The sequence below is a fragment of the Vibrio sp. A1-b2 genome (genome assembly GCF_021726015.1).
GTDB lineage: Bacteria > Pseudomonadota > Gammaproteobacteria > Enterobacterales > Vibrionaceae > Vibrio > Vibrio diazotrophicus.
In genome coordinates this window covers 535,473-548,834 of sequence record NZ_JAKKCI010000003.1, presented here as the reverse complement: position 1 = coordinate 548,834, position 13,362 = coordinate 535,473, and the positions used below count along the sequence as shown (strand labels likewise).

The following is a 13,362-nucleotide window of genomic DNA, read 5'->3' as shown; positions in this document are numbered from 1 at the left end:
GCGGCTTTTTCATATGCAACTTTCGCTATTTTAGCGAACTAAGCTTAATCAAACTCTGGAGCAACCACTTCGACCGGCACTCCGTTTTGCGCCAGTATCACCGCTTTTGCTTTCACTTCCGACTTATCAAACTCATCCAGCCACCATTTTAGCTCTACTGGTAACACGAGATCTTTCTTGCTGCCATCGCTGCGAGTCAGTGGTTCGTGCGCTTCAACGAAAACACTTCTGTCAGGTTCCAATGCCACTTTGACTGGTTCGTCAATGATGCGAACCTTTTCGCCTCGCTCAACCTGATTGAACAACCACTCGATATCTTTCGGCTCCATACGGATACAACCAGAACTTACACGTAAACCAATGCCAAAATCTTTATTGGTACCATGTATCAGATAGTCACCATTACCAAATGCAAGGCGAAGCGCGTATTCACCTAATGGGTTCTCAGGGCCTGAAGGGACAACTTTTGGCAGCTCAATGCCTTTTTGCAGATATTCTTTTCGAATAGAGTCCGGTGGAGTCCAAGTTGGATTTGGTCGTTTCTGGCTGATCTTGGTTTCCATTTCAGGCGTATCACGTCCGATTCGACCGATACCTACAGGAAAAATATGTACCTTTCTCTCTTCAGGCTTGAAGTAGTAAAGACGCAGTTCAGCAAGATTCACCACGATGCCTTCATAAGGCACCATGGGTAAAATGATTTGCGACGGAATAGTCAGTACATAACCTTCTTGCGGAAGGAAAGGGTCAACGCCTTTATTCGCAGCCATCAAGCCTAAAAAACCGATGTCATACTGCTTGGCGATTTGCGCTAATGTTTCGCCTTTTTCAATCACATGGTATTGGGCATTTCCCACCATGCTGCTTCCTTCCATCGGAAAGTCATAAGTAGCTGCAAACACCTTTGTCATAAAACTGGACGCCACTATGCAACCAATGACCAATAACTTACGCAACATGTATATCTTTATCCCTTGCCTGCTTATACATGTCTAAGGTTACTTCTCTTTCCGCTTTATGATCAACTATTGGAGAAGGATATAACACCGAGTTAACACCCGACCATAACCAAGGTGCGTGAATATATTTGTCGGGTACCGAACTCAACTCCGGAATCCAGTGGCGAATGAACGCTCCGCTGCCATCAAATTTCTCACCTTGAGTGATAGGGTTAAAGATTCGAAAATACGGCTGACCATCACACCCCGTTGATGCACACCACTGCCAGCCGCCGTTGTTTGCCGCGTAGTCACCATCAATAAGCTTGCTCATAAAATAGCGTTCGCCCCAACGCCAGTCGATATGCAGATCTTTGGTCAGAAAGCTGGCAACGATCATTCGTAAGCGGTTATGCATCCACCCCGTTTGATTCAGTTGTCTCATGGCCGCATCCACAATTGGGTAGCCCGTTTCTCCCCGACACCAACGTTCAAAATCATTGTGCTCCTGCCACCATTTCACATAACGCCCCCAGTAGAGGAAATCTTTTCCTTTGCACAACTTAGGCTCAAAAGTAAGTAAGTGCTGATAAAACTCGCGCCAAATCAACTCACTCAGCCATGTTTGAGCGCCTTGAGACAAAAAGCCCATTTTGGATTCAGCGTAAAGCCTCGCCATACATTGCCTTGCCGACAACGCACCTATCGCCAAGTATGGCGATAAGCTGCTGGTGCCATCTATGGCAGGAAAATCTCGTTGCTCGTGGTAACTGTCCATACGCTCTTGGCAGAATGATCTCAGTTGCGATCGAATCGACTCAAAATCGACTTCCCAGCCAGAGCTGTCTTCTCTTGGATAACTAAATAACTGCTGTAGGTTCCAAACCAGAGGTTGCACTGCTTTCTCTAATGCTGCTTTGGCTGCACTTTGGGTAGCAGAAATGATGGGTACGCCAGCCACAGCAAGCCAAGCCTTTTTAAAAGGCGTAAATACCTTGAAATATTGGCCTTGTTTATTGAGAAGACTGCCTGCGGGGATGATGCATTTGTCGTGATACGACTGCCATCCGATACCTTGTTGTGCTAATTCGGATTGAGCTTGTTTATCTCGCACCTGCTCATTCACTTCGTAATCTTGATTGACCAAGACTTCGTTCGCTTCACACAGCTTCGCTATCTCAACAATGCTGTTTGCCGATTGCTCAAAATCACTCACTTCCTTATAAAGCAGCGGAATATTAAGCGCTTTAAGCTCTTGTTGCAGAGCACTCAGCCGACGATAGATAAAATCAGCCTGACGGGGAGCCATATGATGTTGATGCCATTGCTCAGGCGTGGCGATAAAGACAGCGGTGACAGGTTCTCCGCTCGCAATTGCGCTATTAAGAGCCGTATTATCAACGGCTCTTAAATCTCGGCGTAACCAAACAAGTTTCACTAATCCAATCCATTGAGTGTTTGCAGCACGTCAGACAGATAGCATTGATCGTTAAATTGCTTACGCAGCTTATCGATCGCAGTCATCTGAGCGTCTGCCAGTGATTTATGAGAGAACAATGCCAATGCACTGTATGATTCAACTGCTTCACTACCCACCAGCCCTGAGACGTCTTCAACACCATCAAGAAACGTCACATTGTAGCCCTTCTCGGACCATGTAACCGCCCAGAGCCAAGCCAGCAAGCTACCCACCGGATCATAACTAACACATAAACATTTACCTTTATGAGCCGCTTTGTTTTCTGCTTCCAGAATCGATGAAAGCTTATTGATCATCAGAGATTGAAACAGACCTTTTTGCAGAGAGCGCAAAGGGCCTTTCACTCGCTCTAAAGCATCAATCACCGGAAACGCAAACTGGCTCTCAACAATATCTAACGGATACTCTTTCATTACCGTGGCAATAATGTTCTCTGACTTACCTCGGTTGAGTTGAGAGAGCGCCGTAAGTAACTGCTCACACTCTTCCAGTTGTACTCGCGTTTCCTGCTGTAACTCATCAGTAGGAACGCCGCCTTTCAGCAACTCGCTGACTTTGCCTATGGATACGCCTTTAGCCAGCCATCCCTGAATCTCTTTAATGCTATCGATATTTTCTTGGTTAAATAAACGATGGCCTTTTTCCGTTCTTTGCGGCTGAACCAAATTGTATCGGCGTTGCCAAGCTCTTAGTGTTACAGGCTTAACACCGGTTAATTCTGCTACTTCACGAATAGCGTATAGCTTTTGTTCATAAGCCATAGCGTAACTTTAACTCCTGTGGATATGGGTCCAGATAGCGCTGCTGCATCAGGTAAGAATCTGGATATAACGTCAAATAGTGCTTAATCAGGGTAATTGGCGCGAGCAGCGGCAACATACCCTTTCTGTAATCATGAATAACTTCTGAGAGTTCTTTTTTCTGAGACTTATCAAGCGAACGTTTAAAGTAGCCCTGAAGATGCATCAACACGTTAGTGTGATTCTTTCTGCTGGCTCTGATTTTCAAAGCTTGCATCAAACCTAAACGATACAACTCAATAAATTCGTCGGGCGCGTAGTTTGCCACATTTGCCACTAACCGTCCCAGCTCACGATAAGAGGTTGGGTGATGAGCCATCAAAGTAAGCTTATAACGAGAGTGGAATGCCACGACTTTACCGGCGGTTGGTTCTTTACCCAACGTTTGATAGAAGTCATGCAGGCAATAAACACGTGTAATAAAGTTTTCCTTTAACACCGCATCATTGAGTCTTCCGTCTTCTTCCACCGGAAGCCAAGGCATTTTTTCCATCAACATTTGCGTGTAAAGCCCAACACCACTCTTTTCAGCTTCATGGGATTTATACACTTTGACTTTTTCCATACCGCAAGAAGGCGATTTCGCACACACGATGTAGCCGCACAAATGCATATCCATCAGTTGGTTTATTTTCTGCTCAGAATATTGCAGTAAACCCGCGGTGTGGTCTTTGGTTGGATCTTTAGTTTCAACCAGAGAAATACGTTCATCATTAGAGATTAAGCGTATTGGTGGGCGAGGCACCGGTAACCCCATCCCTACTTCTGGGCAAACGGGAACAAACTCGAAATAGGGCGCGAGTTCTTTATTAACAAATTGACTGGCTTTATGACCGGAATCAAAACGAACGTTCTGACCAAGAACACAAGCACTAATGCCCAACAAAATAGGTGAATCAGCCATATCAGCGCCCTCTTCTCTCAAGTGAATAACAACAATTATACAAAAGAAAACTTTGTACAAGTTATAGCACATTTAAAACTAGTTATACAATTTTAAAATTCGTACAAATAAAGCCAACGTTTTCCTGTATCGATTGCTCTATCAATTTCAACACTTTTCGTTATCAACCGTTAGACAATGCATCGCACTCGCTTTTTTTGTGACCAAAATCGCAAGAAACCCAGTTATTACTCACTAATATTGCGCCAACAGACAAATCCTCAGTCAACAGAATTAGTAATTTGACATACAATACTGTTTAACTGGCTGAACATTTTTGGAGAACAATTATGGCAACCCCACACATTAACGCACAACCTGGTGATTTCGCTGAAACAGTCCTGATGCCAGGTGACCCGCTTCGTGCAAAATTCATCGCGGATACTTACCTTGAAGACGTGAAGCAAGTGTGTGACGTACGTAATATGTTCGGCTACACCGGCACATATAAAGGCAAAAAAGTTTCTGTAATGGGTCACGGTATGGGTATTCCGTCATGCTGTATCTACGTTCACGAACTGATTGCTGAATACGGTGTGAAAAACGTAATTCGTGTAGGTAGCTGTGGTGCTGTACGTGACGACGTTAAACTGATGGACGTGGTTATCGGTATGGGTGCATCTACTGACTCTAAAGTTAACCGTATCCGTTTTAGCAACCATGACTTTGCTGCAATCGCTGATTTCGATCTACTAGAAGCGGCTGTTGCTCAAGCTCGTGCTCAAAATGTATCGGTTAAAGTAGGTAATATTTTCTCTGCAGACCTTTTCTACACTCCAGAGCCAGAAATTTTCGAGAAGATGAAAAAACTAGGCATCCTAGGTGTTGATATGGAAGCTGCAGGTATTTACGGTGTGGCTGCGGATTTGGGCGCTCGCGCTCTGACCATCCTGACCGTATCAGACCATATTCTACGTGGTGAAAAACTCAGTGCAGAAGAGCGTCAGAAATCTTTCCATGAAATGATGCAAGTAGCACTTGAAACAGCTATCACCATGTAATTCAAAATTTACTTTAGGGTTGCCGAGTAGCGCGCTTGGCACCCTTCCAAATTACCGAGGGGGAGATCGTGTCGACCGACCAATTACCTGCGGACGCTGATGGCTTGCAGCTCAACTTTTGTAAAACATTGGCGTGTGACAACTTTGGTTTGAGTGATGCAGAACGGTATGTTTTGCAACGCGCAAATCCTAAGCGTCCAACGATGGTTTGTCGTGAGTGCGGTGCTTTCCCCCCCTTACTTAATAACAAAGAAGTCCTCAACGAACTGGTTCGTTTACGTCAGCTTCACAGTGACGGCTTACCCGCCTGTCGCAATCTAGAATGTGAAAACGCTGGGCTTTCTGTTCATACACACAAACATCTTTATCATGCCTTCGGCTACAGTGGCGATCGTCAACGCTATCGCTGCAAATCATGTCACTCTACTTTTGTCGATAAGTGGTCTGGTGCGAACAAAAAACTCTTGTTCCAAGAAACCTTATTCGGGTTACTTTTCATGGGTTATTCGGTACGAGAAATCTGCCGTAAACTGAGCATCAACCCGAAAACCTTCTACGATCATATTGAACATATCGCCAGTCGCTGCCGAAGAAAACTCGCCATGATCGACGCGCGTTGGGTTAACCACGCCAGCAGTTTTCAGTTCTCCTCTCATTACATGGCTCTGCAACCTAAAAGCAACAATGGCGTGCTTTGGATAGCAACGGGAGAAGCAAACACAGGGTATATTCTTTGCCAGCACGTCAACTATTCAGCAAAAGAAGAACCTATTGGCTCAGTGGATCACAACCCTTATGAATTTCCAGCTCGATTCGTTTCAAGAGACCACTCTTCGGAAGCGAACGTTCCACAACCTGAGCCTTCACCTGTATTGAGAGAGCGTATAGATCAGCAATATCAAACGATACTGGCTCGCGGCAATGTTGAAGACCCAATGGGTAATCTTTCCACCTTTAACTACCCGTCAAAAGGCGCTTTGATTCGTCCACCCTATACCTCGTATGCGCATTACCTGCATGTCTTGGACATGTGCGATATGGATAAACACGTATCGATATTCATGCCTCAGGATCCGATTCTGCGCTCAGCAGCTTTGAGTGTTTGCCTATCAAGAATCCGACGTCAAAACGTTGACTTGATGTACGTAGAGGAAGACGACAACTGGCAAGAAGCCCAATCTTTTGACAAAGTTGATATTGTCCTAATGGGCTGGTGGCGAGACAGATGGGCGATAGCTCATCAAGAAAAAGGCTCCAAAGGAATCTGCTATCTTGCGGGGGCGAATCCAGAGCCAGAAGCTTGGTTGCAAAAGGCTTCAATAAAACAGACTGAGTTTTATCAGCAACGTTTTCAGCTGCTGTTTGAGTCTTTTATCAACGAGCCTAGACGCAAGTTACGTCCCGGAGGGCTGCAGCCTTTACTCGATATTTACCGCGCTTGGCACAATCTATGCTACCAAGATAAACATGGAAACACTGCTGCACAAAACCTAGGATTAACTCAGAAGCCTTTGACGTTAAAAGAGCTCTTGTCCTGAATGTTTAGACGTGGAGTGTGAGGAAGCACAAATTTATACACGAGCAAAATCATAAACATTTCCGATCTGCCGCCTAATTGGTGCTAAATGGCACTGATATTTAAACGACGCGCATTGCGGACAAGTGGCAACACATTGAAAGATGTCATGTGAGTCGTACAGCCAGGAAGTAATGGATTTGGATCAAAGCCAGTACCTTTTATTATCAGAACTTAAACAGCTTAAACTCCGTATCGAGTCTGAGCCTGCGGAAGTATTGGCTGTGGCAGAAAATGCCCTTGTCCAAGCCAAACAATCCCAGTTTCACGATGGCATTATTCAAGCGCTGATCATTATGTCTCGCTGTGCTTGGTGTGAAATGGATTACCGCCGAGGCTTAAAGTACATCAAAGAAGCGTATCAGTATCAAAATAGTCTCGATACTGACGAGTTCCTTCCTGAAATTCTTCATGTTCATGCGCTCCAATTCTGGGGTCAAGCCAAATACTATACCGCTCAACAATTTTGGATTAACGCTTTAGAGCAATCGGCGTTGGTCGACGAAATTGAAGTGCTGATAGAAAGCTTGATTGGATTAGGCAATATTTGGCGCATCACTAAGCAATATGACCAAGCGTGTTCAACCCACCAGCTTGCTGCCAAAGTCGCCCACAATATGGATATCTCGTGGCTAGAAGGCAAAGCCCGTATTTTATGGGCATGGGATTTGTACTTGCTTGAGCAATATGTCGATATGCTCACCGTGCTCGATGGCGCTGATGAAGCACTTATCGGACACCATGATAAAACTTGGCAGGCAGAAGTTTGGGATTTCCGAGGTTTAGCTCTTTTAGGACTTGAACGCATCGAAGATGCGCAACAAGCCACGCAGAAGGCGCACAAATTAGCTGTTGCTCATAACTTGTCTTGGATGAAAGCCCACTCTTACATCAGTCGGGCGAGAATTGAGTTATTGCGGAAAAACCTAGCCCAAGCCGCCCAGCTACTTATCTCAGCGGAAGAAACCGCACGTAGCTTCGACAATGGTGAGTTGCTTTCACAAATTTGCTATCAGCAGTCTCTCGTCGCTGAAGAGAGTGGCGATGACAAAACGGCTTTTGAAGCGTTCAAGAAATACCGAAAGTACTCGCTACAAATGCTGCATGAGCAGACGATGAGACTCGGCTCTGATAAAGCCCGCACATCCAAACGCCAGCTTGATCAGCGCGCAATAAAGCTGCTCAACCGAATTCGAAATCAGCATGATTTCCATACAGAAAAGCATTTATCGAATGTTGTGCCTGAGAATTACTGGTGGGAACAAATGGTGCTGCATAAAGTTGACCTCATGAATTCAACCTTTTCTGTGATTTCTATTCATCATTCAAATCCACTGTTTTTGGATGCCTGTACGGAACTCGTTCATTCTCTCTGTGGCTCTAAAGATCTTCTGTCACGTTTAAGCGCTAATTATCTGGGTCTTCTGGTCAACGAACATGGTGAAGCAGCAAAACATATGTTTGATGTACTTGAAAAAATGATTGAAATTTATCCTTGGGAGCGCAAAAAATTGCACGGTGCTCTTCCTGATACGACTCTTCATACTATCGTCAGCTTCCCTTTTACCCTTGAACAGCTTGAAGACATGGGCTGGGAGGAATAATCGATGGAAGCACTACTCAATAAAGTTCAAGAAGCAGGGTTAGACGCGACATCAGTAAGCGGTGAAGAGGCAGTTGCCTTTTGGGGCAAAGTTCGCAGAACCATAGCTTCCACCAAAGAAGAGAAAGCACTCTGTTTTATTGTCAGTGCAGAGTTCCACGCTGAAATGCGACAAATCCAGAACAGTATCAGTGAGCTAAGATCTGCACTCAATTTGTTAGATTCAAACAACGCAGAACTCATCCTGTCGGTTAAAAACAGTCTTGCGGAACTCCTGATTGAAAATGGCGATTACGTAGAGGCACTGCAAGAACACATCTCTTCTTCAGGCTTAGCTGTTGAGTATCGTTACATCGATGACTATGTCCTAGCAATACTAGGCATGGGTAACTTGTGTGATGCCTATGGTGATCATCGCAGGGCAATGAGCTATTACCTCAAGATTGACAGCCTTGACCACGCCATCAGCAGCCGTTCTTTAAGATTGCGATACAAGCTCTATATGCTTGCCTGCTATGTAAGCCTCGGCCGATTTGATGAAGCTGATGAACTGGTGCAAGAGTGTGAAGAGCTCAGTATTCTTGTCAGTGACAAAATTCTTGCCGGACAAACCATTTTGTACGAAGCCAAGATATATCGTCACCAAGGTGAGATAGAACAAGCGCTTCGAACCTTGTCGATGATTCAGTTTTCTCCGGGCAACATTCATTCGTACTGGCTTGCCAATATGGTTCGGGTTGAACGGGCAAAATGTTTTCTAGAGTTGGGCAAACCAGAATTGTCCAATATGCTGTTGTTTGGCACTGAAAAGCGCTTGAAACGCTTTCCTTCTCCTGTGTTGGAAAAAGGTTTATACAAAACTTTCAGCCGTATTTTTGAACGTCAAGGTCTCTATAAAGAAGCCTTACGTTATGAGCGTGAAGCGTTTGATATTGAATCAGAGTTAATACAAAAAATTCCCATTGCTGAGCTTGGGGCAACACAGTTGCGCCGTTTATCGCGATTTGAACTGCAACTAAAATTGATCGTTTCAGAACTTGAAAACCAAGAGCTGAAAGAGACCACGGAACACCACAAAAATGCGGTTGCGCGTCTGCAACAAGACGTCTTAACCGATCCTCTCACCAAATTGCACAACCGCCGTTGGTTGGACGGTAAGCTCAAAGAGCTGCTCCACAATGAAACCCCTTTTGCTTTCTTAGTCGTGGATATTGACCACTTTAAATCCATTAATGATGAACTTAGTCATCTTGTCGGTGACAAAGCTATAGTCAATGTTTCAAGTGAATTGGCGGAACACTTCAACTTCCCGCAAGCCTCTTGTGTTCGCTATGGCGGTGAAGAGTTCTTGGTCATTCTTGAAAACATGACGTTAGAACAAGCGCAAGCCGCTGCAGAAGCATTCCGTGAACGAATCTTCAAATATCACTGGCAGGATATCCTTGGTGAACGAGGATTAACCGTCAGTATCGGGATTACGTTAAACAAAGAAGGCGAAAATACGCAAAGAACCTTCTATCGTGCAGATAAAGCCTTGTATCGTGCAAAAGCAAATGGGCGAAACCAAGTCTGTTCAGAATAGTTCTTCGATATTTCGCAGAGTTTTGATTCCTGTCTTAGTGTCACTATGTTGAAAATCGATACTTTGCCCAAGATCGAATAATTTCACACTGAACAGGTAGTTAGGAGTGACTTAGTTACAAATAGGCGTATGCAACTGTGTTAATTCGCAAGTAGAATACGCTACGGTGTAAAAGAAAAACGTACTACGCTTTAATAGGCGAAACGGTACTCATCTGCGGTTTTCTCATAGCTATGTGACTTAACTTTAATTAGTTACCAACTGTGCATTAATAATTGGCTATGATTTTACGTGGTAAGCACTTTGTTATTCACGACTATAAGTATTCAATTTATATAGGACCACTCTATGTTTTTAGATTATTTTGCCCTAGGTATGTTGGTATTTGTGTGTTTGGTGATTTTCTACGGCATCATCGTCATCCATGACATACCGTACGACATTGCTAAAGAGCGCAATCACCCTCATCAAGATGCCATTCACGTGGCAGGCTGGGTAAGCCTGTTTACTCTTCACGTTTTATGGCCGTTCTTATGGATTTGGGCAACACTGTGGCGCGAAGACCGAGGCTGGGGTTTCCATAAACTTCAGGAAGAAACACACGATATCCATGTACGTGTCGATGAATTGACCCAACAAGTAGCCATGCTAAAAACTGAAATCGCAAAACTAAGTCAAAACCAAGCTCCTGAAGCTTCTGAGACCGCTCAAGAAGAGGAGCAAAAATAATGGATTTGTTACTTATTCTGACTTACACCGCGATTTGTATTGCCATTTTTAAAATTTTCAAGATTCCTCTAAACAAGTGGTCAGTACCTACAGCTGTATTAGGTGGCGTGGTGCTGATTGGTACCCTGATTCTTCTTATGAACTACAACCACCCATTTACCTCAATCGGAGGTCAAGCCTATAGCACAACGCCTATTGTATCCGGTGTTCGCGGCAAGGTTATTGAAGTGAATGTGGTTCCAAACCAGCCTCTTAAGAGAGGCGATGTGTTGTTCAAAATCGACCCAACACCATTCCAAGCTGAAGTTGTGCGTAAAGAAGCTGCGGTTGCAGAAGCACAGCAACAAGTTCTACAGTTAGAATCGGTTTACAAAGAAGCGGTGTCGAATACCACTAAAGCTGAGGCTGCTCGCGATAAAGCGAAAAGAGAGTTTGAACGTTATGAAAAAGGCTTCAAACGTGGCGCATTTACTGCTCAACAAGTCGATACAACCAATCAGGCATACAAAGGGGCTCAAGCTTCTCTAGAAGCTGCGCAAGCGAGTCAGGAATCTGCTCGACTAGCGTATGAGTCTGAGATTAACGGTGAAAACACAACCGTAGCTCGCGTTCAAGCAGAACTAACTCAAGCACAGTTCAACCTAGAACAAACCGTTGTAACCGCACCTACTGATGGCTTTGTTACTCAACTGGCGCTACGCCCGGGTATGATGGCTGTACCGCTACCGTTAGCTCCGGTAATGACTTTCGTTCACACCGAAGATGTCTACTTCTACGGCGCTTTCCGCCAAAACTCTATGCAACGTTTACAGTCGGGTTTTGAAGCAGAATTCGTATTTAGATCGCTTCCGGGTAAAGTATTCAAAGGCGAAGTTGTTGATGTAATCCCTGCGATTGCTGAAGGGCAAGTTCAGGCGAGAGGTTCACTGTTGGGTACTCAGGCAATTAATACGCAAGGCCGGGTGATGGTTAAACTAAGACTCACTGATGATATGAGCGAATACAATCTACCACTAGGTTCAAGCGCCGAAATTGCGGTGTATTCAGATAGCTTTGAACACGTATCTATCATGCGTAAAGTGCTTATTCGTATGAAGAGCTGGCAAAACTACCTATACCTAGACCATTAATCCTGTTTTCAAAGGGATAAAACGGACAGTAAAAAGGAGCAATGATTTGCTCCTTTTTTATTTTCTTTCAAAGCTAGGCTTACCAGAATGTCATTGCGATTGTAGACAGGATGGCAATACAGGCGATGTTCAGGATGAAACCGACTTTCATCATCTCTCTTTGGTCTATATGTCCTGTTGCAAACACAATAGCGTTTGGTGGAGTCGCTACTGGCAACATAAATGCACAAGATGCTGAAACTGCAATCAGTACTGATAACAGAACTGGGGAGACACCAAACACTTCAGCTACGCTTGCGAATACCGGAACAAGCAATGCTGCGCTTGCCGTGTTACTGGCAAATTCGGTTAAGAATACAACGAATACTGCAATAACGAACACGATGAAGAATAGGCCGAAGTCTGAAATCAACTGACTGAGTTCATTGGCAAGGAACACGCTAGTACCGGTTTGCTTCAAAACATTGCTTAAACAAATACCACCACCAAACAGAAGCAACACACCCCAGTCGGCTGTTTTTTCAATGTCTTTCCAGTGCACGACTCGAGCAAAACTCACCATGATGATGGCAGAAAGTGCAATCAGTGAGTCAAAACTCTTAAAACCACCGAGCATGGCATTCACTGGCTTACTGAAAATCCACAGGAATACCACCAGCGAGAAGATCGCTAATGTGACGATTTTGCCTTTATCCCAATCCACAGGTTCTTCATGAGTATCAAACTGACCACTGAGATCGGGCTTTAGCATGAAGTAAAGAATGGCCAAACAGATTGGCAGCATAACTAAAGTAGTTGGAAGACCAAATTTCATCCAACCAACAAATGTTAAACCCACTTCTGCGGCTGCAATTGCGTTTGGTGGGCTACCCACCACAGTTGCAATTCCACCAATACTGGCGCTGTAAGCAATGCCTAGAAGCACAAACACATAGGTAGAATGACCTCGCTTATCATCCACTTTACTTAAAATACCAAGCACTAGAGGCAACATCATCGCGGTTGTCGCAGTGTTACTGATCCACATAGATAGAGCGGCAGAAACACCAAACAGCATGAAGACAGCGACACTCATTCGACCTTGAGCAAGTACGAGAACTTTATCTGCGATGACTTTATCTAAACCTTGGCGATGCATAGCCGCCGCTAGGGCAAAACCGCCCAAAAATAGGAAGATAATAGAATTCGCAAAGTTGTTCAGGGCAGCTTGCGTGTCAAACACACCTGACAATACCGCCATCACAGGGACAAGTATCGCGGTGACGGTTACATGTAATGCTTCCGTCAGCCAGAGGATGGCGATAAACGTCAGCATACTTAAGCCTAAAACAACGTTGGACTCAAACGGGAGGGTAAACAGTAAGATGAAAAACAGAGCGAGATCGGCAATGACAATCATACTGTTTCGGTGAAAAAACCATTCTCGGGTGTTACTGGGTAAAGGGACACTATCATTTCTATTCATTATTATTTTTCCTTATAAAGGCCTTACGGCAACACAATGATCACACGTAACCAAACAAGGAGATAATAAATTTTTGTCAAGTTGTTAAACTAATCAACATTAAAACCAACAACTT

General features: G+C 44.4%; 11 protein-coding genes. 6 read left to right on the top strand and 5 right to left on the bottom strand.

Annotated features, from left to right (window positions below; translation table 11 throughout):
* Positions 1-44: 44 nt before the first annotated feature.
* From L3V23_RS09965 to L3V23_RS09950, 4 genes are read right to left on the bottom strand one after another with little or no spacing between them, the layout of a single operon-like run.
* The gene (locus tag L3V23_RS09965) at positions 45-959 is read right to left on the bottom strand and encodes a L,D-transpeptidase family protein (RefSeq protein WP_102939810.1); all 915 of its coding nucleotides are present in this window, start codon (positions 957-959) and stop codon (positions 45-47) included.
* Complete coding sequence (gene phrB, locus L3V23_RS09960) at positions 949-2,376, bottom strand: deoxyribodipyrimidine photo-lyase (protein ID WP_102965044.1); 1,428 nt, start codon at positions 2,374-2,376, stop codon at positions 949-951. The genes L3V23_RS09965 and phrB overlap by 11 nt, the downstream gene beginning before the upstream one ends.
* Complete coding sequence (locus L3V23_RS09955; RefSeq protein ID WP_102965045.1) at positions 2,376-3,179, bottom strand: MerR family transcriptional regulator; 804 nt, start codon at positions 3,177-3,179, stop codon at positions 2,376-2,378. Before L3V23_RS09955 ends, phrB begins: the two co-directional genes overlap by 1 nt.
* Positions 3,169-4,122: a DUF523 and DUF1722 domain-containing protein gene (locus L3V23_RS09950; protein WP_042479623.1), complete on the bottom strand. Its 954-nt coding sequence runs from the start codon at positions 4,120-4,122 to the stop codon at positions 3,169-3,171. The genes L3V23_RS09955 and L3V23_RS09950 overlap by 11 nt, the downstream gene beginning before the upstream one ends.
* Before the next feature lie 329 nt (positions 4,123-4,451).
* Here L3V23_RS09950 and deoD point away from each other — a divergent pair, with 329 nt between their 5' ends.
* From deoD to L3V23_RS09920, 6 genes are all read left to right on the top strand, one after another.
* Complete coding sequence (gene deoD, locus L3V23_RS09945; RefSeq protein ID WP_042479622.1) at positions 4,452-5,162, top strand: purine-nucleoside phosphorylase; 711 nt, start codon at positions 4,452-4,454, stop codon at positions 5,160-5,162.
* Positions 5,163-5,230: 68 nt separating this feature from the next.
* Entirely contained in the window at positions 5,231-6,700 is a 1,470-nt protein-coding gene (locus L3V23_RS09940) for a lactate dehydrogenase (RefSeq protein ID WP_237292281.1), read from the top strand.
* Between the two features lie 178 nt (positions 6,701-6,878).
* Positions 6,879-8,342, top strand: a complete 1,464-nt coding sequence (locus tag L3V23_RS09935) for a hypothetical protein (RefSeq protein ID WP_102965306.1) — start codon at positions 6,879-6,881, stop codon at positions 8,340-8,342.
* Between the two features lie 3 nt (positions 8,343-8,345).
* Entirely contained in the window at positions 8,346-9,923 is a 1,578-nt protein-coding gene (locus L3V23_RS09930) for a GGDEF domain-containing protein (RefSeq protein WP_102965047.1), read from the top strand.
* Positions 9,924-10,271: 348 nt separating this feature from the next.
* Complete coding sequence (locus L3V23_RS09925) at positions 10,272-10,652, top strand: DUF3302 domain-containing protein (RefSeq protein WP_042479618.1); 381 nt, start codon at positions 10,272-10,274, stop codon at positions 10,650-10,652.
* On the top strand, positions 10,652-11,782 hold the full coding sequence (locus L3V23_RS09920; RefSeq protein ID WP_042479616.1) for an HlyD family secretion protein: 1,131 nt from the start codon (positions 10,652-10,654) through the stop codon (positions 11,780-11,782). Before L3V23_RS09925 ends, L3V23_RS09920 begins: the two co-directional genes overlap by 1 nt.
* A 79-nt stretch (positions 11,783-11,861) precedes the next feature.
* On the opposite strand, the gene L3V23_RS09915 is transcribed toward L3V23_RS09920, so the two are convergent.
* Positions 11,862-13,247, bottom strand: coding sequence for a DASS family sodium-coupled anion symporter (locus L3V23_RS09915; RefSeq protein ID WP_102965056.1), 1,386 nt, complete (start codon positions 13,245-13,247; stop codon positions 11,862-11,864).
* Positions 13,248-13,362 lie beyond the last annotated feature (115 nt).